The following is a 26,586-nucleotide window of genomic DNA, read 5'->3' on the forward strand; positions in this document are numbered from 1 at the left end:
ATCCCGTCCCATCCGTCCTGGTCACCCACGGAGTCGCCATGACCACCGCCACCGTGCACGGCATCGACGATGCCGTGCGACTGAGGAACGTCTGCCGTGGCTACGGCAACGAGCGCAACCGGGTCGTCGCCCTCGACGACGTGTCGGTGGGCTTCGGCCGCAGCACCTTCACCGCGGTGATGGGCCCGTCCGGTTCCGGCAAGACCACGCTGCTGCAGTGCGCCGCCGGGCTGGACCGGCCGGACTCCGGCTCGGTCTCGCTGGACGGCATGGAACTCGCCGGGCTCAGCGAGAAGGAGCTCACCAGGCTCCGCCGGGACCGGATCGGCTTCATCTTCCAGGCCTTCAACCTGCTGCCCGCGCTGAGCGTGGCCGACAACGTGGCCCTGCCGCTGCGGCTGGCCGGGCGCCGGCCCGGCCGGGAGAGCGTCGAGCGGGTGCTGGAGCAGGTCGGCCTCGGCGCGCGCAGCAACCACCGGCCCGGCGAGCTGTCCGGCGGCCAGCAGCAGCGGGTCGCCATCGCCCGGGCCCTGATCACCCGGCCCGCGGTGCTCTTCGGCGACGAGCCGACCGGCGCGCTGGACACCCGCACCGCGGTGGAGATCCTGCGGCTGCTGCGCCAGGCCGTCCACAACGACGGGCAGACCGCCGTCATGGTCACCCACGACCCGGTCGCCGCCTCCTACGCCGACCGGGTGCTGTTCCTGGCCGACGGGCGGATCGTCGACGAGCTGAGCGGCGCCTCGGCCGACACCATCGCCGAGCGGATGACCCGGCTCGGCGCCTGGGGCGACAGCTCCGACGGCTCCGGCGCGGCGGTCGCCTCCGGCGCCCCCGTCGCCCGCGGCGGAGAGGCGGCCCGCTGATGTTCGCCCTGGCCCTGCAGACCCTGCGGTTCCGCAGGACGAGCTTCATCGCCTCCACCGTCGCGCTGTTCTTCGGCGCGGTGATCCTCACCGCCTGCGGCGGCCTGATGGAGACCGGCATCCGCCACCGGGTGCCCCCGTTCGCGGCCGTCCCGCCGGGCACCCAGCAGGCGGCCAGCCGGCTGATCTCGATGTCCGCGGTGTTCGGCGGGATCGCCGCGATGGTCACCGTCTTCATCGTCGGCTCCACGCTGGCCCTGGTGGTCCAGCAGCGCCTCGGCGAGATGGCGCTGCTGCGCGCGATCGGCACCCTGCCCGGCCAGCTCCGCCGGATGATCGTGGTGGAGACCCTGGTCGTCGCGCTCGTCGCCGTCGCCCTCGCCCTCGTCCCGGGCTACCTCGCGGGCGGGTGGATGCTGGAGCAGATCGCGGCCAGCGGCGTGGTCACGAAGGGGATCACCTACCACGCCGGCTGGATCCCGATGGTCACCGCGGGCGGCACCTCGATGCTCGCCGCGCTGACCGCGGCCTTCATCGCCTCCCGGCGGGCGGCGCTCTCCCGGCCCGCCGACGCGCTCGCCGAGTCCCGCCTCCAGCACCGCTGGCTGAGCGGCCCGCGGCTGGCCTTCGCGGTGCTCTGCCTGGCCGGCGGCACCGCGCTGGCGGTGGTCACCGGCACCGTGATGAACGGCGAGGTCGCCGCCAGTACGGCCGGCCCCTCGGCGATGCTCTGGGCGGGCGGGATCGCCCTGCTCGGCCCCGGGCTGACCAAGGTGCTCACCGGGGTGTTCCACCGCCCGCTGCGCGCGCTGTTCGGCCTGACCGGGGACCTGGCGATGGACAACGCCCGGGCCCGCCGGATCCGGATCGCGGGCGCGGTCAGCCCGGTGATGCTGGCCACCGGGCTGTCCACCGCGCTGATCTACCTCCAGACCACGCTCTCCGCCGGCCAGGGCGGCGACGGGGTCGGCGCCTGGGTCGACTACCTGCTGGCCGGCAGCATCATCGCGTACGCGGTGATCTCCCTGGTCAACACCCTGGTGGTGGCCGCCGCCGAGCGCCGCCGGGAGTTCGCCCTGCAACGGCTGGTCGGCGCCACCCCCGGCCAGATCCTGGCGATGACCGGCATCGAGTCGCTGCTCGTCACCATCGTCGGCACGGTGCTGGGCACCTTCGTCGCGGCGGCCACGCTCGCCCCCTTCCGGATGGCGCTGGACGGCTCCTGGCTGCCCCGCGGACCGGTCTGGATCTACCTCTCGATCGTCGGGTTCGTCGGGGCGCTGACCGCCCTCGCAAGTGTCTCGGCCACCGGCGCCGCCCTGCGGACGCCGCCGGCCGAGGCGCTCGCCACCCTGTGACCGGCCCCGGGCCCGGACCACTCCGGGCCCGCCCGGCCGGCCCCGCCCCACTGCACCCGGGGCGGCAGGAAGGACTCCAACTCGGCGAACTGGTCCGGGTGTCGGGTGACCCACGACCAGTACCCGGGGATCGTGCGGGCGTACTCGCAGTAGTAGCGCCGGAGCGTGGTGAGCAGTCTGCGCTGGATGTCGTCGGTCACCGAGTCGCTGCGCCACACCAGCAGCATGTCGGTGCCCTCGGCGACGGAGACCGGGACGAGCCGCACCTCGCGGGTGACGCCGGTGGGCGGCGTCAGCGCGGCGGCCCGGACGTCCCGGACCCAGTTCATCGCCTCGTGGTGGCCGTCGACGTAGTGCAGCACCTCCAGGTCGGCCCGGCCGACGGCGGCGAACAGCTGCTTCTCGATCGGGTGGAACCAGTGGTCGCGGGTGTAGCGGACCCACCGCAGCGAGGCGAGCTGCGCCGGGCTCACCGCCTCCTGGCCGACCAGGTGGTGGTCGTGCGGGAGCGCCACCCAGACGGGCTCCCGCACGATCACCGTACTGGCCAGGGCGGGTTCGTCCGCCTCGGCCGAGGCGGCCAGCGCGACCCCGGGCACCATCGCGGCGTGCAGGGCGCCGCGGGACACCTGCGCGATGGCGGCGTCGGGGCTGAGCGTCTCGGTCTGCACCTCCTTGACCGGCAGCGCGGACTTGAGCGCGCTGCGCAGCGACGGCGGCGTCCACTCGGCGTTCCCGAACCGGAACACCTCCGAGAAGTGCGCGGCCGCCTCGGCGATCACCCGGTCCGCGTGCTGGACGAGTTCGGCCAGAATCGGGATGAGCCTTTCCCCCAAGGCGGTCGGAATGGTTCCGGTTCTGGTCCGTACGAACAGCTCGCCGCCCACGGCTCTTTCGATCCGCTTCAATTGTGCGGTGAGGCTCGATTGGGGAAGGCTCAATTGGGCGGCGGCTCTGGAAATGCTGCCCAGCCGGTCGATGGTGGTAACGATCTTGGCATGCCTCAACTCAACGTCCACTGGGCCCCCGTCCGCGATTCCGACTTCCTCGCGTAGCCACCAGGAAAAATCCAAGGCGGTCGCCACGCTAACAGAGTGATCCTTGACCGTCCACAGTCGGAAGCGGCGTGAACGGGCCGGAACGGGACGGGGGTCGGGAGGGGGGAATGCGCGGCGCGGCCGGTGATCGGAAACCGGTATTCCGGGATTTTCCGGAACGGGCATATGCCGAGCGGGATCAGGCCGGTACGGGCCCGGCGAAGTCGAGCACCCGCCGCGGCTCGCCGAGCAGGTCGGCCTGCCGGAGGATCGCCTGGTAGGCGTGGTGCAGCGCGCGGCCGGGCTCCAGCCCCAGGTCGTCGGCGAGCCGGCGGCGGGTGCTGTGGAAGACCTCCAGCGCCTCGGCCTGCCGGCCGTCGCGGTAGAGCGCGAGCATCAACAGCTCGCTCAGGCGCTCCCGTTCGGAGTGCTCGACGGCGAGCTGCCGCAGTTCGGACACCGGGACCCGGGCCGAGTCCACGGCGAGCTTGGCGGCGGTCAGGTCCTCGTACGCGCTGATCCGGCGCTCCTCCAGGTGCGCCGCCCGGATCCGGCAGCGCAGCCCGTCGCAGGAGTCCATCAGGGCGCCGCCGCGCCACAGGCCGAGCGCCTCCTCCAGGGTCGCGATGGCGCGGTCCGGGTCGCGCCGGGCGAGGTCGCCGCCCGCGTCGGCGAGCCGCAGGAAACGGTGCGCGTCGATGGCGTCCGTCGGGACGTCGAGGAGATAGCCGCCGTTGGCGGTGCGGAGGGTTTCGTCGCCCTTGCGGCCGGTCACGGATTCCAGCAGCCGGCGCAGTCGGCCGACATTCGCCTGGAGGGCGTTGCGGGCATTGGCCATCGGCTGGTCGCCCCATAACTCGTCCACGATCTCGTCGAACGGGACCGGGATCCCCGGTGAGGTCGCCAGCAGGGTCAGCACGACGCTGGTCCGCTTCGACGCCATGGTGTAGTGCACGTTCTCGTGCGACAGGAGCAGCGGACCGAGAAGCTTGATTTCCACAGCAGCACCCCATGATTTTCCGAGCCGTCCAGGTGAGTCTGCGCGACGCCGGTGCGGACCGGGAGATACCAGCCGGGCGGGGCGGCCGGGGGCGGATGGTATGACACGCCCTGTGCATGACACCCGGAGGGGCGCCGGATCGACGGGGGAGCGATCCGGCGCCCGGCTCGGAGGCGGGGGTGCGGCCTCGCCGCGCCACCCGGGACGGGCCGACGGGGACGCACCGTGACGGCGGGCCCGTATCTGTCGACCTGTCAGAAGAATGCTACAGGTGGCGGGTTGAGCTGTCCATGGGAAGTCGGAGGTGCGGCTACGACTGCCCGGCGCCCCGGCCGTAGCGGTCCAGCTCGTGGAAGAAGCCGTCCACGACGGCGAGTTCACCCCGCGCGGCCAGCGCGTCGTAGACGTACCGGCCGACCGCGAGGTCGAGTACGCCGAGCCCGAACGGCGAGAACACCACCGGCCGGTCGGTCGGCACCCGGACCTTTCCGGCCATCACCTCGTGGAGCGTGCCGTCGATGAAGTCCCGGTTGCCGGTGAGCTGTTCGGTCAGGTGCGGGGAGGTCTCCGCCTTCAGGCAGTGCTCGACGTCGTCCAGCACGTTGGCCGAGGCGAGCAGCACCTCGGGCGCCAGGTCGCGCAGCGAGACGTTGAGCACCACCGGGTTGTGGGAGAACCACGAGGGGTCGGTGAGGTGCGGCTTCGCGGCGACGGTCGCCAGGGCCACCAGGTCCGAGGCGCGGACCAGTTCCTCGGCGCTCCCGTGCACGGTGATCCGGGGCGAGGCGCCGGCCTGCTCCCGGTCGGCCCGCTCCGGGTCCGCGCGCTCCAGGTAGGAGCGGAAGCCGGCCGCGTGCTCGGCGGACAGGTCGTGCACCCCGACCTCGTCGAACTCCCAGCCGGTGCGGGCCAGATAGGTGTGGATGTGCCGGGCGATCAGCCCGGTGCCGATGAAGCCGACCCGCCGCGGCCGGGGCCGGCCGGCGGAGAGCCGGTCGGCCGCCAGCGCGGCCGAGGCGGCGGTGCGGGCGGCGCTGATGATCGAGCTCTCCAGGCAGGCGATCGGGTAGCCGGTCGCGGGGTCGTTGAGCACCAGCACCGCGGAGGCCCGGGGGAGGCCCGCGGCCACGTTCTCCGGGAAGCTGGAGATCCACTTGATCCCGTCGACCGGCGTGCCGCCGCCCACCGAGGCCGGCAGCGCGATGATGCGCGAGCTGGGCCGGTCCGGGAAACGCAGGAAGTACGACGGCGGGTTGACCGTGTCCCCCTCGCCGTGCACCCGGTAGGTCGCCGCGACCAGGTCGACGGTCTGCTTCTCGTTGCCGGACAGCACGCCGTGCACCTGCGCGCCGGGGACGACGGCGAACTGCGGGATCTGCCTCTGCTGCGTCATGAGTGGCTCCGTCTCGGGGGAGATCTGGCCACAGCAGTGTGGCTGACCTGCGCTGACACCGCGCTGATGACCCGTCAGGCGTTCGAATGGTCCGACAGGTACGGGTCAACCCGACCTGCGACTTTCGACCAGTGCCAAATGACCTGGTCGGACCTTACGAGGATGCCTAGAGTCACTCTCTGGTGGCGCCGCCCTCAGCTTCTACCAGCGGGGTGACGACCGACGGCGCCACCTCGGCCGGTATCCGGCACCTCCCCTGCCGGAAACACGTGGACCACCGAAGAGGAGTCACCAGTGCTCGACCGGGTTGTGATCGTAGGCGGCGGAACAGCGGGTTGGATGACGGCTTCGTACCTGAAGGCCGCGTTCGAGGACCGGGTGGACATCACCCTCGTGGAATCCGGCAACATCTCCACCGTGGGCGTCGGCGAGGCCACCTTCAGCGACATCCGCCACTTCTTCGAGTTCCTCGGACTCAAGGAGAAGGACTGGATGCCGGCCTGCAACGCGACGTACAAGCTCGCCGTCCGCTTCGAGGACTGGCGCGAGCCCGGCCACTACTTCTACCACCCGTTCGAGCAGATGCGCTCGGTCAACGGCTTCCCGCTCACCGACTGGTGGCTCAAGCAGGGGCCGACCAGCCGGTTCGACAAGGACTGCTTCGTGATGGCCTCGGTCATCGACGCCGGCCTCAGCCCCCGCCACCTCGACGGCGCCCTCATCGACCAGCCCTTCGACGAGGGCGCGGACGAGATGCAGGGCCTCACCATGTCCGAGCACCAGGGCAAGACCCAGTTCCCGTACGCCTACCAGTTCGAGGCCGCGCTGCTCGCCAAGTACCTGACGCAGTACGCCACCGACAGAGGCGTCAAGCGCATCGTCGACGACGTCCAGGACGTCCGGCTCGACGACCGCGGCTGGATCAGCGGACTGCGCACCGCCGAGCACGGCGAGCTCACCGGCGACCTCTTCATCGACTGCACCGGCTTCCGCGGGCTGCTGCTGAACAAGGCGCTGGAGGAGCCGTTCATCTCCTACCAGGACACCCTGCCCAACGACAGCGCCGTCGCCCTCCAGGTGCCGATGGACATGGCGAAGCGCGGCGTGCTGCCCTGCACCACCGCGACCGCCCAGGACGCCGGCTGGATCTGGACGATCCCGCTGATGGGCCGGGTCGGCACCGGGTACGTCTACGCGAAGGACTACCTCTCGCCGGAGGAGGCCGAGCGGACCCTGCGCGCCTTCGTCGGCCCCGCCGCCGCCGACGTCGAGGCCAACCACATCCGGATGCGGATCGGCCGCAGCCGCAACTCCTGGTCCCGCAACTGCGTGGCCGTCGGCCTCGCCAGCGGCTTCGTGGAGCCGCTGGAGTCCACCGGGATCTTCTTCATCCACCACGCCATCGAGCAACTGGTCAAGTACTTCCCGGCGCAGGACTGGAACCCGGTCCGGCGCGACCTCTACAACCGGGCCGTCGCCCACGTCATGGACGGGGTACGGGAGTTCCTGGTCCTGCACTACGTCGCCGCCAAGCGCACCGACACCCAGTACTGGCGGGACACCAAGACCCGGAAGATCCCCGACTCGCTGGCCGAGCGGCTCGAACTCTGGAAGGCCCAACTCCCGGACTCCGAAACGGTCTTCCCCTACTACCACGGCCTGCCGCCGTACTCCTACATGAGCGTCCTGCTGGGGATGGGCGGCATCGAGGTGGCGCACTCCCCGGCCCTGGACCTCTCCGACGGCGCCGCCGCGGAACGGGAGTTCGCGCAGATCCGGGAGAAGACCGAACGGCTCGTCGCGACGCTGCCCAAGGCGTACGACTACTTCGCCCGGATGCGCTGACCACGATCCCGGGAAAGGGGCCCGTTCGTCATGGACGTCCTCCAGCTCCTGACACGCGTGGTGCACGCGGCCGCCGTCCTCGGCGTCGTGCTGCTGATCGCCGTGGCGGGCAGGAGAGTCGCGCGCCGTCTCCGGCAGCCGGAGGTGATCGGGGAGATCACGGGGGGCCTGCTGGCCGGGCCCGCCGTGATCGCCCTGGCCGGCCGGCCCGCCTTCGACGCCGTGCTGCCGGGGCCGGTGTTCGACCTCGTCAAGACCGTCGCCGAGGCCGCCCTGGTGCTCTTCCTGGTCGGCCTCGCCCACAAACTGCGCCGCGGCCGGGACCGGCTGCCCCGGCGCGCCACCACCTGGATCACCGTCGGGGCGCTGGTGCCGCCGCTGGCCACCGGAGGCCTGCTGGTCGGGCTGATCGCGCTCACCGGCGACCGGGCGGCCCGCGGCGGCGCCCCGCTGCCGGCCTTCCTCCTGATGGTCGCGGTCACCATGTCCATCACCGCCGTCCCGGTGATGGCCCGCATCCTGGCCGACCGCGGGATGAGCGACGGCGTCCCGGGCCGGCTCTCGCTGGCCTCCGCCGTCGTCATCGACGCCTGCGGCTGGCTGCTGCTCTCCCTGGCGATCAGCCTGGGCGCCGGGGACCCGGCACGCTCGCTGCACTCGCTGCGCGCCCTGGCCGTCGGCGTGGTCTGCGCGCTGGCCATCCGCTACGCGCTGGGCACCCGGACCGCGTCCCGGCTCTGCGGCCGCTCGCCCCGGGCGATGGCGGTCCTGGTCGCGGCGGCCGCCCTCGCGGTGGCCTTCGCCATGAAGCACCTCGGCATGACGTCGATCCTCGGCGCGGCACTGGCCGGGCTGGCGGTCCCACACGACGACGGCGGCCCGTGGACCCGGGTGGTGTCCACGGTCTCCCGGTCGGGGCAGTTCCTGACCCCCGCCTTCTTCGTGGTCACCGGGGTCACCGTGCTCACCGGCGCCTTCTCCGCCACCTCCGGGGTGCTGATCGCCGGCACCGTCCTGCTGGGCTTCCTCGGCAAGGGCCTCGGCGGCTACCTCGGGGCCCGGATCGGCGGCCAGCCGCCCCGGACCGCCCGGCGGATCGGCGCGCTGATGAACACCCGCGGCCTCACCGAACTGATCGTCCTCCAGGCCGGCTTCGCCTCCGGGGTGCTGCCCGCGCCGCTGGTCCTGGCCCTGGTGGTGATGGCACTGGTCACCACGGCGGCCACCGGGCCGCTGCTGGAGCTGTTCGACCGGATGGAGGGCCGCCCGGCGGCCGAGGGGATCAGCGCGACGGCCATGGCGCCGGTGGAGTCCGTCGAGACAGAAAGCGGTGCGAGATGACCGAGTACGCGGGCGACCGGGCCCGGTTACGGGCCGGGGCCTCCGGGGCGTCCGGAGCCGTGGGGACGGCGGGAGCCACCCCCGACGAGTTCCGGGCCATGATGAGCGGGTTCCCCACGGGCGTGAGCGTGGTGTCCGCCACCGGCCCCGACGGCGCCCCGAGGGGCATGACCTGCTCCGCGGTGTGCAGCGTCTCACTCGACCCGCCCACCCTCCTGGTCTGCCTGCGCGACGGCAGCCCCACGCTCGAAGCGGTCACCGACAGCGGCCTGTTCGCGGTCAACCTGCTGCACGAGGACGCCCAGGGGACCGCCGAACTGTTCGCCTCCGGCAACCCGGACCGGTTCCAGCTGCTCCCCTGGGAGCAGGCCCCGGAGGCGGCCGGCCCGCACCTGGTGCGCGACGCCCACACGGTGGCCGACTGCGACGTGGTGCTGGCCCAGCGGGTCGGCGACCACGTCACCGTCTACGGCGAGATCCGCCGGGTCGTACGGCGCCACCACCCGCGGCCGCTGCTGTACGGGCTGCGCCAGTTCCGGGCCTGGCCGCGGAGCTGATCCCGGAACGGCGGGAAGGGTGAGGACCCCCGGCACCGGACGGCGGCCGGGGGTCCAGCCCGCTGTGCCTACGAGGCGAGCAGGTGCGAGGCGCTCCGCGGCCGGGCCCCGCGGGCCGGCCGCTCGGACCGGTCGCAGCCCGTCGCCACCGGCCGTACCGACCCGCCGTCCAGCAGCGCCATCCCGAGCGGCGTCACCGAGTGCAGCACGGTGTTGCGCACCCGGCGGGTGGTGATCAGCCCGCTCCGGCGCAGCACCGCCGCGTGCTGGCTGGCGCTGGCCGCCGAGATGCCCAGCCGGTCGGCGAGCTGGCTGGTCGTGCAACTCGCCCGCAGCGTACGGAGGGCTGCCGCCCGGGTCTGGCCCACCAGGGCGCCGAGCGGCCGCGAGCCGCTGTCCCGCTCCTGCCACAGCTGGGCCCCCTTGCGGGCGTGCGGCGGGGCCGCGAACACCAGCACCACCTGCGCGTCCGGCCCCTCGGCGTCGATCGCCAGGCCCGGCCGGTGGTTGAGGAACACCGAGGGGGTGAGCACCAAGCCCCGGCCGCCCAGCCGGATGTCCTGGTCCGGCCCGCCGGGGATCTCCAGGACCGGCGCCCGCCAGGTCATCCGGGGGTGCGCGGTGGACAGCAGCAGCTCCACCCCGCCGGCCATCACGATCCGGCCGCGCGCCTCGCACTCGGCCACCAGGTAGGCGTGCAGGTGCTGCCAGAACGGCGCCACGGCCAGCTGCCAGGCCTCCAGCAGGCAGGCGTCCACGCCCGCCCCGGGCCGCTGCGGCAGCTCGGCGGCCTCGGACGCGTCGAACGGCCCGGACGGCTCGGGCGGCGCGTCGGGCGCCTCCGCGTACCGCAGCGCCTGCCGGAGCAGCGAGTCCACGTCGTGCTCGGGACGGCTGCGCGGGCGGGGCACCGGCCGCCGGGGGAGGCGCTCGTTCACCTGCTTTCGCCACCGGGCGTACGGCGCGCTCACGCCGCGGTCCAGCAGGTCGCAGGCGAAGGCCGATTCCACGAGCGGGCCCATGGTGCTCTTCAGCCGGGTTCTGGCGAGGTCGGCTGCGGTGAAGTGAATCCTCTGCACGATGAAGGTCCCCGTTTCCGTGTCGATGAGGGAGAAATCGACGTGGCCCGGCCGCCGCCACGCGGGCAGGCCGGGCCCTTCCTCGGATGGATCGGACGTCGCCGCTACGAGGCCCGGGCGGCGGAGGCCTCGCGCAGGCTGCGCGGGCGCATGTCCGTCCAGTTGGCCTCGACGTAGGCCAGCGCCTCCTCGCGCGGCCCCTCGGCCAGGGCCACCGTCCAGCCGTCCGGCCGCTCGGCGAACGCGGGCCACAGTGAGTGCTGGCCCTCGTCGTTCACCAGCACCAGGAAGGTCCCGTCCGCGTCGTCAAAGGGGTTCGACATGTCGCACACTCCATTCCGGGTAGGGCGCGGTGCGGCCCTCGGGTCATCGGCGCACGCGGGACAACCGGGTGGGCCCGCTCCGCACATGCTCCCTCGGCTCGCTGACATGGTGCTGACCGCACCCTGATGGGGTTCCGGCGAGCCCGCCGGAACCCAGGAGGGGCGGTGAACTCTCCTTGGTCTCAATGAATATGACACACCGTCTGTTCCGATACCGGCGTTCCGCACCGTTGCGGCCGGCGGCGCGGAGCCCGGCCGGGGAGCCGGTGCGGCCGACGTCCCGACGGGCCCCCGCACGGACGTGCCCTACCATGGCCCCGTGTTCCTCTTCCGTGACTAGGGCCCCGCGCGGCGACCGCACCCCGGTGGTGCGGTCCTTCGGCGTCCCGGTCCACCGGCGCGCGGCGCGCGCCAGCTCCAGAGGAACCCCTCCATGTCTTCGTCCTACGCGACGGTCCTGCGCACCCCCGGCGCGGTCCGGCTCTTCAGCGCGGCTCTGACCGGCCGCCTCTCCTACGGTGTCGTCCCGCTCTCGCTCCTGCTGGCCGTCACCGCCACGACCGGCTCGTACGCCCGGGCCGGCTGGCTGACGGCGCTGTTCGCCGCCTCCAACGTGCTGCTCTCACCCGCCCGGGCCGGGCTGGTCGACCGCCACGGCCCGCGCCGGACACTGCCGCCGATGGCGGCCGGGTACGCGCTGGTGCTGCTCGGCCTGGCCGCCGCCACCTGGCGCCCCGGCGTCCCGTACCCCGTCCTGCTCGCCCTCGCCGTGGCGGCCGGCGTGCTCGCGCCACCCCTCGGCCCGGTCACCCGGGCGCGGTGGAGCGCCCTGCTGTCCGATCCCGGGCTGCGCCGCCGGGCCTACAGTCTGGACACCGTCGCCGAGGAACTCCTGTACGTCACCGGCCCGTTGCTGGCCGGGGTGATCGCGGCGACGGCCCGCCCGGCGCTCGGACTGGTGCTGGGCGCCGCCCTCGTCCTGACCGGCTCCCTCGCCCTGGCCGCCTCGGTCCGCGGTGTCGGGCCGGACCGCGCCGAGGCCGACTCCGCCGCCACCGGCGGCCGTTCGCGCCCCTGGCGGCCGCCGGCCCGGACCGGCCTGCCGCTCGCCGCGGCCGCCGGGGCCGGGGCCGGACTCGGCGCGTTCGCCCTGCTGACGGTGGTCTTCGCCCGGCGGCACGGGCAGGCGGCCGACGCCGCCTGGGTGGAGGCGGCGCTGGCGGCCGGGAGCGCGACCGGCGGCCTCGCCCTCGGCGCCCTCGACTGGCGGGCCCCGGCCCGGCGGCGGCTCGCCGTCCTCACCGCGGCCTTCGCCGGCGCTCTGACCCTGACCTCCCTCGCCCCGACGGTCCCGCTCCTCGCGGCCGTCGCCGCCCTGGCCGGCCTCACCGTGGCCCCGACCCTCACCACCGCCTACCTGCTCGCCGACGAACTCGCCGAGCCCGGCCACCGGACGCGCGCCGGCGCCTGGGTCAACACGTGCTTCAACGCGGGCAGTTCGGGCGGCACTGCGCTGGCCGGCCTGCTCGCCGACCACCTGCCGCTGCCCCTCTGCCTCGCCCTCGCCGCCACCCCGGCCCTGGCCGCCCTCAGCACCGCCCGGCCCCGTCCCGCCACCCCGCCCGACCGCCTGCCCGCCTGATGCCGGGCCACCGCGCGGGCGGCAGCACCCGCCCGCGCGGCCTCCGAGGCCTGGGCGGCGCATCGGGGGCCGGGGCGGCGCGTGAACCCGGCGGTCACGCCCCGCGCGCGATGAGTTCCCGTACGCCGTCCGCGACGGCCTTGCTGGTGCGCCACTTCCGGAGGAGACGGTCCGCCGCCAGTTCCTCGACGACGGAGGTCAGCCAGGTGTCGTCGCCGAGCCGTTCGACCCGGCCGAGGTCGACGATGTTCCCCAGCAGCTGGTGCAGCAGCGTGATCTCGGGCGCCGGGTACCACCGCCGGTGGTGGACGAACCGGGGGCTCCACAGGTCGTAGGGGTGCCGGACCATGGCGCTCAGGCAGGAGCCGTGGGTGCCGATCGCCTCGTGGGGCGCGTGGTGACCGGTCAGGAGTCCGCCGGCCGGTGTGCTGAGGAACCGGCCGCTGGTGACCCCGAGCTTCAGGCTCATCAGGCGCTTCCACGGGACCAGGAAGGGCTCCCGTCCGGTGACGCGGTGCTCGAACCCCTCGGGGAGGACGGCGAGATACGCCTTGCTCTCGTGGTCGCCGATGTACCAGCTGCCGTCGACCCGCACCAGCGGGCCGAGCCCGGGGTCGAGGTCGCGGCCGGCCCCGACAGGCGGCGCGGCGGTACCGGAGGCGGCGGGGCGGTCGGTGTTCATGGCTCTCCTCAGGACGGGCGAGCAGCTGCCCGCCGACCAGACTTCCCGGCACACCCCCCGCGGTCACCATACCGGCGGACAGCGGCCGTTGGGCGGGAGGACGCGCAACGGCCCAGAGGACCTACTCGGCGTCGGACGGCTCCGAGGCGGCCGGGACGGTCTCCAGTGCGGTCATCCGCGGGAGCAGGAACAGCACCGCGACCAGCAGGACCAGCAGCAGCCCGCCGCCGACGAGGAGCGGGGTGCGGATGCTGACGACGGAGGCGATCCAGCCGCTGAGGGCGGCGCCGGCCATGATGCCGAGGCGGCTCAGCAGCATGTAGCAGCTGTTGACCCGGCCGAGCAGTTCCTTCGGTACGGCCTGCTGGCGCAGCGAGATCGCCTGGATGTTCCAGGTGACGATCCCGAAGCCGATCACGCCGTACAGCGCGGCGACTTCGGCCACCGAGGTGCTCAGGCCCATCAGGATCAGCGAGACGCCCATCAGCAGGAAGGCGAGGGCGATCCGGGTGCCCCGGCCGAGCAGCCGGCTGAGCCGGCCGGCCAGGGTGCTGGCGGCGGTGCCGCCGATGGCGCCGGCCGCGAGCACGATGCCGTAGGAGGCGGCGGGTGCGTGGATGACCTTGGTGACCATCAGGACCATCATGGTGGTGCCCATGAAGCAGGCCAGCGCGCCGAGGGTGGAGAGCACGGCGAGCATCCGCACGTCGCGGTGGCGGAGCAGCCAGTCGACGCCCTCGCGGATCTCGGTGAGCACCGGGCGTCGGTCGGCCCGGGCACTGGGGGCGGTGGAGCGGCCGGTGGCGGCGACCAGGACGGCGGCGAGCGCGAAGGAGACGCCGTCCACGGCGAAGGGGTGGGCGGCGGCGACGGCGAACAGCGCGGAGCCGAGCAGCGGGCCGATCAGGTTGCCGCCGACCAGCATGTTGGCCTGCATCCGGCCGTTGGCGGCGTCGAGTTGGTCGGGGCGGACCAGCTCGGGGACGGCGGAGGTGGCGGCGTTGGAGAAGACCGTCTCGCCGCAGCCGAGCAGGAAGGCCAGGGCGGCGAGCGCGACCAGCGGCGGGTCGGCGAGGAAGACCCAGGCGGCGAAGCCGAGGACGACGACGGCGCGCGCGGCGTCGATGGTCCACATCAGCCGCCGCCGGTCGGCCCGGTCGGCGAGCACCCCGCCGTAGAGGGACATCAGCAGGAAGGGCAGCGAGGCGGAGACGGAGACCACGGAGACCGCGCTGGGGGAGTCGGAGACGGCCACCGCGAGCAGCGGCAGGGCGGAGTCCCGCATGCCGTCGCCGACCGATGAGATCGCCGACGCGGACCACAGCAGGTTGAACTTCCGGCCCAGTTGGGGACGGCTTTTGGACGGCTTCGCGGCCAGGTCTGCTGAGGTCACCGAGGCAGTATGTCATGTCCGCGGAGGGCCGTTCGGGCGGTTTCCGAAGTGCCCGGGGCGTCCCGAACTGTCCGTGTCGGTACGGGTGTCGGGCTCATCCGGGGGCGTCCGGAGTGTCCGGTGGGTTTCAGGCGGTTTCCGGTGGTTCGTCGGACGGCGGCGGAGGGCCGGGCGCGTTCAGCCCAGCCCCGAGACGCCCTTGATGAGGGTGGTCAGCCCGCCCGCCAGGGCCAGGCCCAGCACGACCAGCCGGGCGCGGGCCTCCGGCACCCGGGCGGCGAGCAGCCGGCCGATCGCCGCGCCGCCCGCGAGCGCGGTGGCCACCAGCCACCAGGCGGTCCCGGACAGCGCGGGCAGCCCCTTGCCCGCCAGGGAGAAGGCGTTCACCACCACGCCGTAGAACTGGGCGTTGGGCAGGAACTCGCGCGCCGTCCAGCCGGTGTTGACGGCGTACAGGGAGACGGCCGGACCGCCCACCCCGGCGGCCGAGTTCATGAACCCGCTGGTGGCGCCCGCGACCAGGGCGCCGCCGACCCCGCGCAGCGCGGCCGCCCGGACCCCGCGCAGCACCAGCAGCGAGGCCAGGGTGACCAGCGCGCCGATGCCGACGAGCAGTCCGGGCGTCGGAACCGTCGCCGCGACCCAGACCCCGGCCGGCACCGTGCAGGCCGCGGCGAGGATCAGCGGCAGCATCGCCGCCAGCCGTACCTGCCGCCAGCTGCCCAGCAGGCCGACGGCGCTGATGGCCCCGGCGGCGAGGTTCGACAGCGTGACGCCGTCGCCCGGGCCGAGCAGCAGCACCAGGACGGGCGCCGCGACCAGGGCGAAGCCGATCCCGGCGAGCCGCTGGACGGAGGCGCCCAGCAGGACGGTGCAGCCCAGTACGAGGTCGGTGGTCAAGCCGTCGGGCATCGGGCGCGGCCTCCCTCTCGGCGGGCTCCGCCGTCGGCGGGCGGTGCGTACCGATCATGCCGCACAGGCGGGTCGGGCGTGCCGTCGGTCTCATCGGGGACGGCCCGGAGATGGGGTCGGGAAGTATGCGAACTAGTGAGGCCGTGTCCGAACTCGATGCGATTTCCCGGCGCTTTCCGTCACCCGCGCCGGTGAACGCGGGGTGAGTGCGGGACGTGGGCGACCGGTGGCCGCTGTCCTGGGGGTCCTGTCCGGATCGGGCCTGCGCCCGTCGGTGAGGGGAGACGGAACCTTGAAGAGGACGAGAAGACGGACGCGCCGGGCCGCGCTGACGGCGGCCTTCGCCGTCGTGCTGGCCGGCGGAGGACTCGTGGCGGCCCCTCGGGCCTCCGCGCAGGGCGGTGTCGGGGCGGTGACGGTCCGGGTGGTCCGGGCGGTGGACGCCACCGGCGTGTGGACGCCCGCGCTGGAGCCGGGCATCGCGGGCGTGACGGTGACGCTCACGGATGACGCGGGCACCAGGACCGAGGGCGCCACGGGCACCGACGGCACGGTGACGCTGGCCCCGGCCGCGAGCACGGCGACCGACGGCAAGTACCGCGTCCGGGTGGTGAATCCGAAGCCGGGCACGCTCTTCCCGGCCTTCGCCTCGCGCCAGGGCCTGGACGGCGCGCCGAACCGGTTGAGCTCCAACGAGGAGTTCGTCGACCTCTCCGACGGCCGGAACGTCGCGTACACCACCGGGTTCTGGTACCCGGGCGACTACTGCCAGAAGAACGCCCCGCTGGTGACGACCTGTCAGAACACCACCTGGCAGGGCGGGGCGCAGCGCACGCTGGTGTCGTTCCCGTACGGCGCGCGCGGCCAGGACGGCGTGGACGTCGACGTCACCGGCATCGCCACCGACGCGCAGACGGGCACGCTGTTCGGCGTCGCGTGGAACAAGGCCGACCGGCGGGTTTTCTCCTCGGCGGCGGCCAAGCGCACCACCGACTACGGTCCGGGCGGCGCCGGCGGGATCTACGTGACGGACCCGGCGCGGAAGACCACCACGCTGTTCGCCACCGTCCCGGACGCCGGCGGTACGGCGCACGCGCCGGGGTCGGACGACGCGTTCCTGACCGTGCCGGGCAAGGAGAGCCTCGGCGGGCTCAAGGTCACCGAGGACGGCCGAGACCTGTTCGTCGTCAACCTCAACTCCCGTGCGCTGTACCGCTACGACGCCACCGCGGCGACGGCCGCGGCGCCGACGGCCGTCTACCCGGTCCCCGACCCGGGCTGCCCCTCGGCCGGGGACTGGCGGCCGTTCGGCCTGGGCCTCCAGGACGGCGTCGGCTACCTGGGCGGCGTCTGCTCGGGCGAGTCGACGGGCCGGGCCTCGGACCTGCGGGCGGTCGTGCTGCCCTTCGACCCCGCCACCGGGCTGTTCCAACCGGCCGTCCTGGACCAGCCGTTGGACTACCCGCGGCAGTCGACCGTGGGCAGCGGTCCGTGCGACGGCGCGGGCTGGTTCCCGTGGACGGACACCTACCCGACCTCGCAGAACGGCCAGGCCTGCTCCGGCTACCGGGCCCAGCCGGAACCGGAGTTGGCCGAGGTCGGCTTCGAGACGGACGGTTCGATGCTGCTGGCCTTCCGCGACCGCCTGGCCGACCGGGCGACGGGCCAGTCGGCCTCGGGCGCCGCGGTCGGCGAGGTGCTGTCGGGCGGTGACCTGGACAAGGCCTGCGCGGAGAACGGCACGTACGTGCTGGACACCAACGACGGGTGCGGGCTCTCGCCCCGGGGCACCCGCTTCTTCGACACCAGCCGGTTCGGCGTCCACCACAACGCGGACTACGCCGGGATGGCGCTGTCCAAGGTCGAGAGCACCATCGGGATCTCCGGGTACGACCCGAACAACACGGCCTTCGGCTACGGGACGGCCTTCGTCCAGCGGGCGGACGGCCGGCAGGCTCCGGGGACCGGCCTGCGGCTCAACCCGGCGGACGTGCCGGCGCCGTTCGGCAAGGGCGCCTCGATGGGCGACCTGGAGGTGCTCTGCGACCGGGCGCCGCTGCAGATCGGCAACCGGGTCTGGTACGACCCCGGGCGCACGGGCATCCAGCGGCCGGGCGGGCGCCCGGTCCCCGGCGTCACGGTGCACCTGTACGACGGGGCGGGCGCGCTGGTCGGCACGACGAGGACCTCGGCGCGCGGCGAGTACTACTTCGACGACTCGAACGTCACCGGCGGCCTCGCGCCGCGCACCCGGTACACCCTCCGGCTGGACGAGCCGGCCGACTACGCCGAGGGCGGCCCGCTGTTCGAGTGGGCGCCCACCCGGCACGACGTCGGCGACGACCCGTTCGTCAACTCCAAGGGCGTCGTCCCGCGGGGCGGGAAGTACGCCGAACGGGAGCTGACCACCGGCGGACCGGGCGAGAACGACCACACCCTCGACTTCGGCTTCCGGCCGACGAGGGGCGTGCTGACCCTGGTCAAGGTGGACCAGGACGGCAGGCCGCTGGCCGGGGCGACGTTCCAGCTGTGGCGGGTCAGCGGCGGACCGGGGTGGCCGGGGTGGCTCGGCTGGCCGGGCCCCGGCCGCGAGCGCGGGGACACGCCGGTCGGCGAGCCCTGCACGACCGGGGCCGACGGCGTCTGCCGGGGCCGCGGCGGGCCGGGGACGTACTACTGGGTGGAGCTGAGGCCGCCCGAGGGCTACGCGGCGGACCGGACGGTCTTCGGGCCGCTGGTGCTCACCTGCGACAACCTCGGCGACGGGATCACGGTGACGGTGGTCAACCGGCTGATCCCCGGCCCCTGGCTGCCGCACGACCGGTGACCGGCGCCGGGCGGCCCCGCGGGGAGCAGGAGTCCGCGGGCCCGCCCGGTGCGGCCGGTTCAGTGCTTCGGGACGGCGTCCGCGGACTCCGGCAGCGGGTAGGCGCCGGGGTCGACCGGCCCCGGGAGGTCGGTCGCCGGGCGGCCGGGCGCGGTCGGGTCCGGCAGCGAGGGCTGCGCGGGCGGGACGGGCACCTGGCTGAACGGGATGCCGGGCGGCGCCTGGACGGGGCTGGTGCGGCCGAAGGGCGGGGCGCTCCGGCCCTGGGCGGCGCAGCCCGCCAGCGTCTCCAGGCCGTCCGGGCTCTGGACGGCCGGCTGGTTGCCGGTGAAGCAGTTGCCCGGGTCGACGGAGGCCAGCACCAGGTCGGTGCCGTTGCCGCTGGCCCGGTTGCCCTCGACCCGGTTGCCGCTCGCCGGGTGCCCGGGCGGGTCGGTGATGACGATGCCGGCCGCGCGGTTGCCCTGGACCAGGTTGCGCTGCACCTGGTTCGCCGTGCCGCCGCCGATCCCGATCCCGATCCCGTAGGCGCCGTCGGCCTGTTGGGGGGTGTCGGTGGCGTTGTTGTCGGTGACGACGTTGCCCACGATCACCGCGCCGTGCTGCGGGGCGAGGGCTTCGAGGTCGTTGGAGTTGACGGTGACGCCGACCCGGTTCCCGGTGACCCGGTTGCCGACCACGGTGAGCCCGTCGGAGGCGTTGGTGATCTCGATGCCGACGGCGTTGCGCTCCACGGTGTTGCCCCGCACCAGGGTGTCGCAGGGCTTGCACTGGCCGACGTAGATGCCGGAGTCGGCGCCCCCGGAGGCGTACGAGTCCTCGATGACGCCGCCGCGGGCGTCGAAGGCGTAGATCCCGTACAGGCCGTTGTTGTACGCGGTGACACTGCTGGCGCGGAAGCCCTCGACCACCGGGAAGCGCACGGTGTCCAGCGGGTTGTAGGCGGAGCCGCCGGCGCCGTGCTGCTGGAGCTTCTCGTCGGTGACGCCGGTGAACAGCACGCCGTTGGCGAGGTAGCCGTGGACGGTGAGGTTCTCCACCACCGAGCCGGGGCCGGAGGCGGTGATGCCGTTGACCAGCCGCAGGCCGCCGTCCAGCACCACGGTGTTGCGGTCGGTGCCGCGCAGCACGATCCGGGGCTTGGTGAGGCGCACGCTCTCCCGGTAGGTGCCCGGGTCGACCAGCACGGTGTCCCCCTCGCGGGCGACGTCCACGGCCTGCTGGATGGTCGGGAAGTGCTGCGGGACGCGGATGACCGTGCCGTCCGGGTGCTTGGCGTCGGAGGAGGACGAGCCGCCCGAGGAACAGCCGGCCAGCGCCAGGACGGCGGCGGCGAGCAGGGCGGGCAGGCGCCTGGCGACGCGGGCCCCGGGTGGGGGTGTCGTGCCGGACCGCGGGTGACGTGTGGTCAAAAGTTGCATACGGCGTGTTCTATCGTCTCCAATGTCGCCCATGCATGCCGAAACCGGAAAGGCGCAGGACCAGCCACCGACCGCGCGGGGCGCCGGGGTGGATCGAAGGGGGCTGCTCGCGGGCGGGGCCGTGGTGGCCGCCGGGCTCGGCGCGGGGGTCACGGCACTGGCCATGGGCACCGGCGGCGTCCGGGGGCACGGCCGCGGCGCCCGACCGGCGGCGGCACCGGAGCCACCGGCCGTCCCCTTCCACGGCGAACGGCAGGCCGGGGTGACGACCGCGCAGCAGCCGGCCACCCAGCTGCTGGCCCTCGACCTGGCGCCCGCCGCGACCTCGGACGGGCGGGCCGCCCTGCGCGGCCTGCTCGGCGAGCTGACCCGGGTGCTGGCCGGGGCGACCGGCGGCAGCCCGGCCGACGCCCGGCTGCAGGGCGGCCAACCGGCCCGGCTCAGCAGCCTGGTGGGCGTCGGGCCGGGCCTCGCCGCCCGGCTGGGGCTGAACGTTCCGCCGGCCCTGCTGACCGAGCTGCCCGCCTTCCCCGGGGACCGGCTCGACCCGGCGCGCGGCGGCGGCGACCTGGTGGTCCAGCTGTGCGCGGCCGACCGCTGGCCGCTGTCCGTGGTCGCCGAACAGGTCGACGCGGCGGCCCGGGCGGCGGGCGCGACGGCGCGGTGGACGCAGTCCGGCTTCCTGGCCCGGACGGCCGGCGGCGCCACCCCGCGCAACCTGTTCGGCTTCAAGGACGGTACGGCGAACCCGGACGGCACCGAGAGCGGGCAGTGGGTCTGGGGCCCGCCGGGGCCGTACGAGCACGGGACGGTGCTGGTCTACCGCCGGATCCGGATGGACACCGCCGCCTTCGCCGCCCTCCCCGTCGACCACCAGGAGCAGGTGATGGGCCGCCGGGCCGGCGACGGCGCCCCGCTCACCGGCACGGCCGAGCACGACGAGCCGGACATCTACGCCAAGAACCCGGACGGCTCGTACCTCATCCCGGCCACCGCGCACGTCCGCCTCTCCAGCCCCCGGCTGGACGGCGGCGCCCGGATGCTGCGGCGCGGCTACAACTACGACGACGGTCCGGGCGACCGCGGCCTGCTGTTCTGCGCCTTCATGCGCGACCCGGCCCAGTTCACCCGCGTCCAGAACCGCCTGGCGGCGCGCGATGCCCTCAACACCTTCATCGAGCACACCGCCTCGGCGGTGGCCTACGTCCTGCCGGGCGCGCCGGAGGGCGGGACGCTGGGGGAGGGGTTGTTCGGGTGAGCCGGGGGTGGTGGTCGGCCGCCCTGCCCGACGGCTGAGGCCGGGCGGCCGACCGCCGGTGCCGGCTCCCGGCCGACCGCCGGTGCCGCCTCTCGTTCGGCCTACCAGTCGACCGGGAGGCGGGCCGGGCTCCGGGTGGTGCCGCCGAGCTGCCAGGCGAGCTCCGCGACCGGGGTGGTGAGGCGCAGGCCCGGCAGGGCGGTGGCGAGCCGGTGCAGGGACTCCCGCATCTCCAGCCGGACCCGCCAGGCGCCGATGCAGTAGTGCGGGCCGGAGCTGAAGGCGAGGGTCGGGGCGGGGAGCGGGAGGCCCAGGTCGGCGTCGAGGCCCTCGGGGTAGACGGCCGGGTCTCGGTTGGCGCTGCCGAGGCTGACGGCGACGACCGAGCCGGCCGGGATGGTCACGTCGCCGACCTCGACCGGCGCGGTGGTGCGGCGGATGGTGGCCTCGTCGTCGCCGAGCGGGATGTAGTGCAGCAGCCGTTCGGCGGTGCGCTCGGCGGTATCCGGGTCGGCGAGGCGCGGCCAGTGCTCGGGGCGTTCGCCGAGCACGTAGACCAGGGCGTTGGCGAGGGCGCCGGCGACGCTCTCGTTGCCGCTGGCGGTGAGCCCGGCGACCAGGAAGACGAGGGACTCCTCGGGGACGCCGCCGTCCTGGTCGGCGGCCCGGACCAGCCGGCTGACCAGGTCGTCGCCCGGCTCGCGGCGCCGGCGGGCGACCAACTCGCCCATGAAGGAGCCGAATTCGGCGAGGGTGGCGTCGTGGTCGGGGTCCGTGTCCGGTTGCTGTCCGCCGTCCTGACCGCCGTTCTGACCGCCGCCCGGCTCGCCGCCCTGGTCCTCGCCCTGGGCGAGCAGGGCGCGGGTCCAGCGCCGCAGCCGCTCCTCGTCCAGGTGGTCCGGCCCGTCCCCGTCGAGCCCCATCAGCCGGGTGGTGACGGCGAACGGCACCGGCCGGGCGAACGCGGGGACCAGGTCGGCCGTCGGGCCGGCGGCGACCAGCCGGTCCACGGACTGCTGGACGGCGGCGGCGACCCACGGCTGCCAGCCGGCGATGGCGCGCGGGGTGAAGGCCCGTTGGGCGGTGCCGCGCAGCCGGCGGTGGGCGGGCCCGTCCTGGTTGAACAGGGACGCCGGGTTGGCGGCCACGTCGGCGGTGGCGCCCGCGGTGCCGACGTCATGCAGGTCGGCCCGGGTGACCCGGGGGTCGCCGAGGACCTGCCGGACGTCGTGGTAGCGGGTGATCAGCCACGCGGGGGTGCCGTCCGGGAGGGTGGTGGGGTGGGGCGGCTGGGCGGGGGTGGTGGGGAGCCGGTGGAGTGGGGGGAGGGTGGTCCCGGTGTCGGCTGCGGCGGAGTCCATGGGTCCCTTCGCGGGGTTCGGAGGTCCGGCTGGTCGAGGGGAGTCAGAGCATCCAATTGTCATATGTTCATGAGGAATTGGGTGCTTGCGGAGCTTCTCCCCTTACGTCCCGATGGTATGCCCTCGGTGCCCCCAGCCGGGTGCCGGATCGACGGGCAGCAGCGGCCGGAGCGCGCCCAGCACGGCGCCGATGCAGGCGTCCCGCAGCTCGGTGCGGGTGCAGCTCTCCTCGGTCAGCCAGTCGATGACCAGCACCCGGACGAACACCAGCCAGCTGCGCAGGACCTGCGACACCGCCAGTCGCGCCCGCTCGTCCGCGAGCGGGAGGACGCCGAGCAGCCGGCCGCGCAGGGCGTCGAGCTCCTCGGTGATGATGGTCTGGATCACCTGGTCCCCGGCCAGCACGCGGTTGGCCGCGAGCACGGCGTGCCGGTTGGCGATGAAGTAGTCGAGGTGGGCGTCCATACCCTCGACCAGCTGCTCGACCAGGGTGTCGCCCGGGTCGAACCGGCTCCTGGCGAGCAGGTCGGCGGAGGCCTCCCGGTAGACGGCGGCGAAGAGCTCGTGCTTGCTCGCGAAGTGCCGGTAGAGCAGGGCGCGGGAGACCCCGGCCCGCTCGGCGACCTCCTCCATCAGCACCCCCTCGTACGGCCGTTCGGCGAACAGCCGGGCACCGACGGAGAGCAGCTGGGCGCGTCGCTCGGCGGGGGAGAGCCGGCGGCGCCGTTCGTGGACTGGCATGCGGGCCAGGCTACTTGACACGTGTCTACTTGTCGGCGCTAGCGTGGTGGGCAACGTAGTAGACACGTGTCAACCAGACCTCTGTGAGGGGTGGACGGGCCATGGCCAAGGCGTTGCGGGTGCTCGCGTGGACGATGGGGATCGCCTGCGTGGCGATCGGCTTCCTCCACATCCTGCTGGGGAACTCCGCGATGCCCGGGATCGCGGACGCCGGCCCGACGGTCGGCAGCTTCGGCCGCTTCATGGGCGCGGTCTTCGCCGGGTACGGGGCGGCCTGGATCCACGCCGCCCGGCAGGCGCCGGTGCCCGCCCGGCCGGTGCGGTGGCTGGCGGCGGTCCTCCTGTTGGGCGGCCTCGCGCGGGTGCTGTCGCTCGTCGTCGACGGCCGTCCGCACTGGTTCCAGCTGGTGCTGATGGGGATCGAACTCGGGCTCGCACCCGTGTACTTGTGGCTCGCCGAAGCGGACGAGCGGGCGCACGCGGAGCGGCGGTCCTGAGCTCCCCCGGTTCCGTCATCGGGGGGCCGGTCGTCAGCGGAGGCTATGCTGCCCCTGCGATCGAACGTACGTCCGCGAGGAGGGTCCGGAGCATGAGCGGCACCGTGGTGGCGGTCAGCAGCAACGCCGAGTACTCGTTCACCAAGCCGAACCGGGACGGCATCACCCTGCTCGCAGGTCTGGGCGTCGAAGGGGACGTGCACGCCGGGGTGACGGTCCGGCACCGGTCCCGGGTCGCCCAGGACCCGACGCAGCCCAACCTGCGCCAGGTCCACCTGATCCACCGCGAACTGCTCACCGAACTCGGCGAGTCGGGCTTCGACGTCACGCCGGGCGCCCTCGGCGAGAACATCACCACCGAGGGCGTCGACCTGCTCGGCCTGCCGGTCGGCGCGGTGCTGCGGATCGGCTCGGAGGCCGAGGTGGAGATCACCGGCCTGCGCAACCCGTGCGCCCAGATCGACGCCTACCGGCCCGGCCTGCTCAAGCAGGTCGTCGGCCGCGCCGAGGACGGCACGATCGTGCGCCGCGCCGGCATCATGGGCGTCGTCCGCACCGGCGGCCCGGTCCGGCCCGGCGACGCCGTCGCGGTCGAGCTGCCGGACGGCCCGCACCGCCCGCTCGACCGGGTCTGACCCCGCGGGCCTCAGGACGCGTCGCCGTCCCCGTTTCCATCGACGCGGCGCAGGTCGTAGAGGTACGACCGGCCGGCCTTCCAGCTGCGCCACGGCCCGGTCGGCGGGAGCTCCCGGTACCGGTCCTCGCCCAGCAGCGGACCGGAGTTGGGCACGCCCTCGGCGTCGACGACGCACCAGCCCCGCTCCGGCGTCCACCGGCACCACAGGTCCAGGTCCCGCCGCTTGTAGGACGGGCGGCCGTTGGCGGTGCCGTTCAGGTCGAAGCGGTAGACCAGTCCGTCCAGGCGGCGGACGAACTCGATCGCGGACACGGCTGATCCCCTCCTGGAATGCCCCGGCGAGATACCCCCACCCCGTAAAGGTGACGGCCCCCGGGGGCCGTCGGAGGAACCGTCACCGCTGAAACGCGGTCAGGACCTGACCAGGCGGGCGATGGCCTGGTTGGCCTCGCGGATCTTGGTGCCCGCCTCCTGGCCGCCCTCGGCGATGGCGTCCCGGACACAGCATTCGATGTGCTCGTCGAGGAGTTGGAGGGCGAAGGACTGGAGGGCGCGGCTGGCGGCGGACACCTGGGTGAGGACGTCGATGCAGTAGGTGTCCTCTTCGACCATGCGCTGGAGGCCACGGATCTGGCCCTCGATGCGGCGGAGCCGCTTTCGGAAGTCGTCCTTGTGCGAGCTGTAGCCGGCCATGGCCGTCTCCGGTTCCTGTGCGGTGAGGCGTGCGCTCACTCTACCGGGGGCGTGCCGAGGGGGAGTCGGCCCGGACGGGCGGGGTGGCGCCCTCCCGTCCGGGCCGATGTCGGAGGCTCAGGCCTCGACGCGGCCGACCAGCTCGTAGCCGGCCTCGTCGACGGCGGCGGCCACGGCGGAGTCGGCGAGCGGCAGGGTGCTGCCGACGGTGACCCGGCCGGTGGCGAGGTCCACGGCGACCTCCTCGACGCCGTCGAGCTTCTTCAACTCGGCGGTCACCGAGGAGACGCAGTGGCCGCAGGTCATGCCCTTCACCTGGAAGACCGAGGTCCGGCCGGACTCGGCGGCCGGGGCCGCGCCGGTGCCGCACGAGCCGCAGCAGGAGGTGGCCTCGGCGGCGGCGGACTCGACGGTGACGGTGGTCTCGCTCATGGGTGTGCTCCTGTCGTGGTGCCCGGCGCCGGCCGGACTGCCCGGGCGGCTGCTTCGTTTCGAACATACCATACCCCCCTAGGGTAATTGCTAGAGCTGCCGGAGCACCTTCCGCCGCCCGGCCGGGGCCGTCAACGACCCGCTGTGACAGTCCTGTTGCGGGTGCCGGGGCAGGGTGGAGGAGCTCCCCCGCATCCCCGGACGACCGACCCCACCACCTGAGGTGAACCCATGGACCACACCACCCGGCGTGCCCCGCGCGGCCTGCGCGACATCCTCGCGGCCGGCGAACGGACCTACTCCTTCGAGTTCTTCCCCGCCAAGGACGAGGCCGGCGAACGCGCCCTGTGGGCGGCGATCCGGCGGGTGGAGGCGGTCGCGCCGACCTTCGTCTCGGTCACCTACGGCGCCGGCGGCTCCTCGCGCGACCGCACCATCGGCACCACCGAACTGATCGCCGCCCAGACCACCCTGCGCCCGGTGGCCCACCTCACCGCCGTCGGCCACTCCACCGCCGAACTCCAGGCCGTCCTACGGCGCTACGCCGACGTCGGCATCCGCGACGTCCTCGCCCTGCGCGGCGACCCGCCGGGCAACCCCAACGGCCGCTGGGAGCCCCACCCGCAGGGCCTGCGCTACGCGGCCGAACTCGTCCGACTCGTCAAGGAGTGCGGCGCGTTCACCGTCGGCGTCGCCGCCTTCCCCGAGCGCCACCCGCGCTCGGCGGACTGGGACGACGACATCCGGCACTTCGTCGCCAAGTGCCGGGCCGGCGCCGACTACGCCGTCACCCAGATGTTCTTCGACGTCGAGCACTACCTGCGGCTGCGCGACCGGCTGGCCGCGGCCGGCTGCGCGACCCCGGTCATCCCCGAGATCATGCCCGCCACCGACGTACGCCAGATCAGCCGCTTCGCCGAACTCAGCGGCGCCTCCTTCCCCACCGGACTGGCCCGACAACTGGAGGCGGCCCGCGGCGACCGGGCGACCGCCCACCGCATCGGCGTCGACCACGCCACCAGGATGGCCGAACGCCTCCTCCACGAGGGCGCGCCCGGCCTCCACTACATCACCCTGAACCGCTCCACCGCCGCCCTGGAGATCCACCGCAACCTCGCCCTCACCACCCCGACCCCCCGCGCCCTGACCCCCACCGCAGCCTGACCCCTGCGGCGAACGGCGAAGCCGAACCAGTCCGGGGGGGGGGGCGGGGGGGGGGGGGGGGGGGGGCCCCGGGCGGCGGCGGGGGGGGGCCGCCCGCGCGGCGGGGGGGGGGTGTGGGGGGGCCCCC

25 protein-coding genes and 1 pseudogene are annotated in these 26,586 nt (G+C 74.1%); 11 read left to right on the forward strand and 15 right to left on the reverse strand.

Features of this window, described 5'->3' with window-relative positions; genetic code table 11:
* Positions 1–38: 38 nt before the first annotated feature.
* Complete coding sequence (locus tag ACFCY1_RS21120; protein WP_375875549.1) at positions 39–866, forward strand: ABC transporter ATP-binding protein; 828 nt, start codon at positions 39–41, stop codon at positions 864–866.
* Positions 866–2,224, forward strand: a complete 1,359-nt coding sequence (locus tag ACFCY1_RS21125) for an FtsX-like permease family protein (RefSeq protein WP_049652161.1) — start codon at positions 866–868, stop codon at positions 2,222–2,224. Before ACFCY1_RS21120 ends, ACFCY1_RS21125 begins: the two co-directional genes overlap by 1 nt.
* Here the strand turns inward: ACFCY1_RS21125 and ACFCY1_RS21130 are convergent.
* The 4 genes and pseudogenes from ACFCY1_RS21130 to sbnB all read right to left on the reverse strand — a co-directional run bounded on the left by ACFCY1_RS21130 (position 2,116) and on the right by sbnB (position 5,654).
* A complete protein-coding gene (locus tag ACFCY1_RS21130; protein WP_241852889.1) occupies positions 2,116–3,060 on the reverse strand; it encodes a substrate-binding domain-containing protein in 945 nt (314 codons plus the stop codon). The genes ACFCY1_RS21125 and ACFCY1_RS21130 overlap by 109 nt on opposite strands.
* Before the next feature lie 3 nt (positions 3,061–3,063).
* Positions 3,064–3,447 (reverse strand): annotated as a pseudogene (locus ACFCY1_RS21135) (LysR family transcriptional regulator); the annotation flags it as partial.
* A 13-nt stretch (positions 3,448–3,460) separates the two neighbouring features.
* A complete protein-coding gene (locus tag ACFCY1_RS21140; RefSeq protein WP_234348407.1) occupies positions 3,461–4,261 on the reverse strand; it encodes an AfsR/SARP family transcriptional regulator in 801 nt (266 codons plus the stop codon).
* A gap of 310 nt (positions 4,262–4,571) precedes the next feature.
* Positions 4,572–5,654: a 2,3-diaminopropionate biosynthesis protein SbnB gene (gene sbnB / locus ACFCY1_RS21145; protein ID WP_375875550.1), complete on the reverse strand. Its 1,083-nt coding sequence runs from the start codon at positions 5,652–5,654 to the stop codon at positions 4,572–4,574.
* 294 nt (positions 5,655–5,948) lie between these two features.
* On the opposite strand from sbnB, the gene ACFCY1_RS21150 reads away from it, so the two are divergent.
* Genes ACFCY1_RS21150 through ACFCY1_RS21160 form a run of 3 tightly spaced genes read left to right on the forward strand, consistent with a single transcriptional unit; the run spans position 5,949 to position 9,397 of the window.
* Positions 5,949–7,499, forward strand: a complete 1,551-nt coding sequence (locus tag ACFCY1_RS21150) for a tryptophan halogenase family protein (RefSeq protein ID WP_074002444.1) — start codon at positions 5,949–5,951, stop codon at positions 7,497–7,499.
* Between the two features lie 30 nt (positions 7,500–7,529).
* Complete coding sequence (locus ACFCY1_RS21155) at positions 7,530–8,840, forward strand: cation:proton antiporter (RefSeq protein WP_375875551.1); 1,311 nt, start codon at positions 7,530–7,532, stop codon at positions 8,838–8,840.
* Positions 8,837–9,397: a flavin reductase family protein gene (locus ACFCY1_RS21160; RefSeq protein WP_117487100.1), complete on the forward strand. Its 561-nt coding sequence runs from the start codon at positions 8,837–8,839 to the stop codon at positions 9,395–9,397. The genes ACFCY1_RS21155 and ACFCY1_RS21160 overlap by 4 nt, the downstream gene beginning before the upstream one ends.
* Before the next feature lie 68 nt (positions 9,398–9,465).
* Here the strand turns inward: ACFCY1_RS21160 and ACFCY1_RS21165 are convergent, their stop codons facing one another.
* Together ACFCY1_RS21165 and ACFCY1_RS21170 are read right to left on the reverse strand one after the other, a co-directional pair.
* Positions 9,466–10,476 (reverse strand): ArsR family transcriptional regulator, encoded by a 1,011-nt coding sequence (locus tag ACFCY1_RS21165; RefSeq protein WP_375875552.1) that lies wholly within the window; start codon positions 10,474–10,476, stop codon positions 9,466–9,468.
* A 104-nt stretch (positions 10,477–10,580) separates the two neighbouring features.
* Complete coding sequence (locus ACFCY1_RS21170) at positions 10,581–10,799, reverse strand: MbtH family protein (protein ID WP_117487098.1); 219 nt, start codon at positions 10,797–10,799, stop codon at positions 10,581–10,583.
* A 433-nt stretch (positions 10,800–11,232) separates the two neighbouring features.
* Between ACFCY1_RS21170 and ACFCY1_RS21175 the strand changes: the two genes are divergently transcribed.
* Entirely contained in the window at positions 11,233–12,441 is a 1,209-nt protein-coding gene (locus ACFCY1_RS21175; RefSeq protein ID WP_375875553.1) for an MFS transporter, read from the forward strand.
* 94 nt (positions 12,442–12,535) lie between these two features.
* Here ACFCY1_RS21175 and ACFCY1_RS21180 read toward each other — a convergent pair whose 3' ends face one another.
* The 3 genes from ACFCY1_RS21180 to ACFCY1_RS21190 all read right to left on the reverse strand — a co-directional run bounded on the left by ACFCY1_RS21180 (position 12,536) and on the right by ACFCY1_RS21190 (position 15,428).
* On the reverse strand, positions 12,536–13,123 hold the full coding sequence (locus ACFCY1_RS21180) for a hypothetical protein (RefSeq protein WP_375875554.1): 588 nt from the start codon (positions 13,121–13,123) through the stop codon (positions 12,536–12,538).
* A 121-nt stretch (positions 13,124–13,244) separates the two neighbouring features.
* Positions 13,245–14,516: an MFS transporter gene (locus ACFCY1_RS21185; RefSeq protein ID WP_375875555.1), complete on the reverse strand. Its 1,272-nt coding sequence runs from the start codon at positions 14,514–14,516 to the stop codon at positions 13,245–13,247.
* A 177-nt stretch (positions 14,517–14,693) separates the two neighbouring features.
* The gene (locus tag ACFCY1_RS21190) at positions 14,694–15,428 is read right to left on the reverse strand and encodes a sulfite exporter TauE/SafE family protein (RefSeq protein ID WP_375875556.1); all 735 of its coding nucleotides are present in this window, start codon (positions 15,426–15,428) and stop codon (positions 14,694–14,696) included.
* Positions 15,429–15,720: 292 nt separating this feature from the next.
* Here ACFCY1_RS21190 and ACFCY1_RS21195 point away from each other — a divergent pair, with 292 nt between their 5' ends.
* Positions 15,721–18,255 carry an SdrD B-like domain-containing protein gene (locus ACFCY1_RS21195; protein ID WP_375875557.1) on the forward strand — a complete coding sequence of 845 codons (2,535 nt, stop codon included), beginning with the start codon at positions 15,721–15,723 and terminating at the stop codon, positions 18,253–18,255.
* 59 nt (positions 18,256–18,314) lie between these two features.
* Here ACFCY1_RS21195 and ACFCY1_RS21200 read toward each other — a convergent pair whose 3' ends face one another.
* Positions 18,315–19,667: a right-handed parallel beta-helix repeat-containing protein gene (locus ACFCY1_RS21200; protein ID WP_375875558.1), complete on the reverse strand. Its 1,353-nt coding sequence runs from the start codon at positions 19,665–19,667 to the stop codon at positions 18,315–18,317.
* A 40-nt stretch (positions 19,668–19,707) separates the two neighbouring features.
* Here ACFCY1_RS21200 and ACFCY1_RS21205 point away from each other — a divergent pair, with 40 nt between their 5' ends.
* A complete protein-coding gene (locus tag ACFCY1_RS21205) occupies positions 19,708–20,934 on the forward strand; it encodes a Dyp-type peroxidase (RefSeq protein WP_375875559.1) in 1,227 nt (408 codons plus the stop codon).
* Positions 20,935–21,035: 101 nt separating this feature from the next.
* Here ACFCY1_RS21205 and ACFCY1_RS21210 read toward each other — a convergent pair whose 3' ends face one another.
* Together ACFCY1_RS21210 and ACFCY1_RS21215 are read right to left on the reverse strand one after the other, a co-directional pair.
* Complete coding sequence (locus ACFCY1_RS21210; protein ID WP_375875560.1) at positions 21,036–22,295, reverse strand: cytochrome P450; 1,260 nt, start codon at positions 22,293–22,295, stop codon at positions 21,036–21,038.
* Positions 22,296–22,397: 102 nt separating this feature from the next.
* Positions 22,398–23,036: a TetR/AcrR family transcriptional regulator gene (locus ACFCY1_RS21215; protein ID WP_117487091.1), complete on the reverse strand. Its 639-nt coding sequence runs from the start codon at positions 23,034–23,036 to the stop codon at positions 22,398–22,400.
* 101 nt (positions 23,037–23,137) lie between these two features.
* Here ACFCY1_RS21215 and ACFCY1_RS21220 point away from each other — a divergent pair, with 101 nt between their 5' ends.
* Together ACFCY1_RS21220 and ACFCY1_RS21225 are read left to right on the forward strand one after the other, a co-directional pair.
* Positions 23,138–23,533, forward strand: a complete 396-nt coding sequence (locus ACFCY1_RS21220) for a DUF4345 domain-containing protein (protein ID WP_375875561.1) — start codon at positions 23,138–23,140, stop codon at positions 23,531–23,533.
* Between the two features lie 92 nt (positions 23,534–23,625).
* A complete protein-coding gene (locus ACFCY1_RS21225) occupies positions 23,626–24,168 on the forward strand; it encodes an MOSC domain-containing protein (protein ID WP_375875562.1) in 543 nt (180 codons plus the stop codon).
* Positions 24,169–24,179: 11 nt separating this feature from the next.
* Here ACFCY1_RS21225 and ACFCY1_RS21230 read toward each other — a convergent pair whose 3' ends face one another.
* The 3 genes from ACFCY1_RS21230 to ACFCY1_RS21240 form a co-directional block, all read right to left on the reverse strand.
* Positions 24,180–24,482, reverse strand: a complete 303-nt coding sequence (locus ACFCY1_RS21230) for a hypothetical protein (RefSeq protein WP_375875563.1) — start codon at positions 24,480–24,482, stop codon at positions 24,180–24,182.
* Between the two features lie 99 nt (positions 24,483–24,581).
* On the reverse strand, positions 24,582–24,863 hold the full coding sequence (locus ACFCY1_RS21235) for a metal-sensitive transcriptional regulator (protein ID WP_375875564.1): 282 nt from the start codon (positions 24,861–24,863) through the stop codon (positions 24,582–24,584).
* Between the two features lie 117 nt (positions 24,864–24,980).
* The gene (locus ACFCY1_RS21240; protein WP_375875565.1) at positions 24,981–25,295 is read right to left on the reverse strand and encodes a cation transporter; all 315 of its coding nucleotides are present in this window, start codon (positions 25,293–25,295) and stop codon (positions 24,981–24,983) included.
* A gap of 231 nt (positions 25,296–25,526) precedes the next feature.
* Between ACFCY1_RS21240 and metF the strand changes: the two genes are divergently transcribed.
* Positions 25,527–26,459, forward strand: a complete 933-nt coding sequence (gene metF, locus ACFCY1_RS21245) for a methylenetetrahydrofolate reductase [NAD(P)H] (RefSeq protein ID WP_375875566.1) — start codon at positions 25,527–25,529, stop codon at positions 26,457–26,459.
* Positions 26,460–26,586: the final 127 nt, after the last annotated feature.

This window comes from Kitasatospora sp. NPDC056273, assembly GCF_042268845.1.
Classification (GTDB): Bacteria; Actinomycetota; Actinomycetes; order Streptomycetales; family Streptomycetaceae; genus Kitasatospora.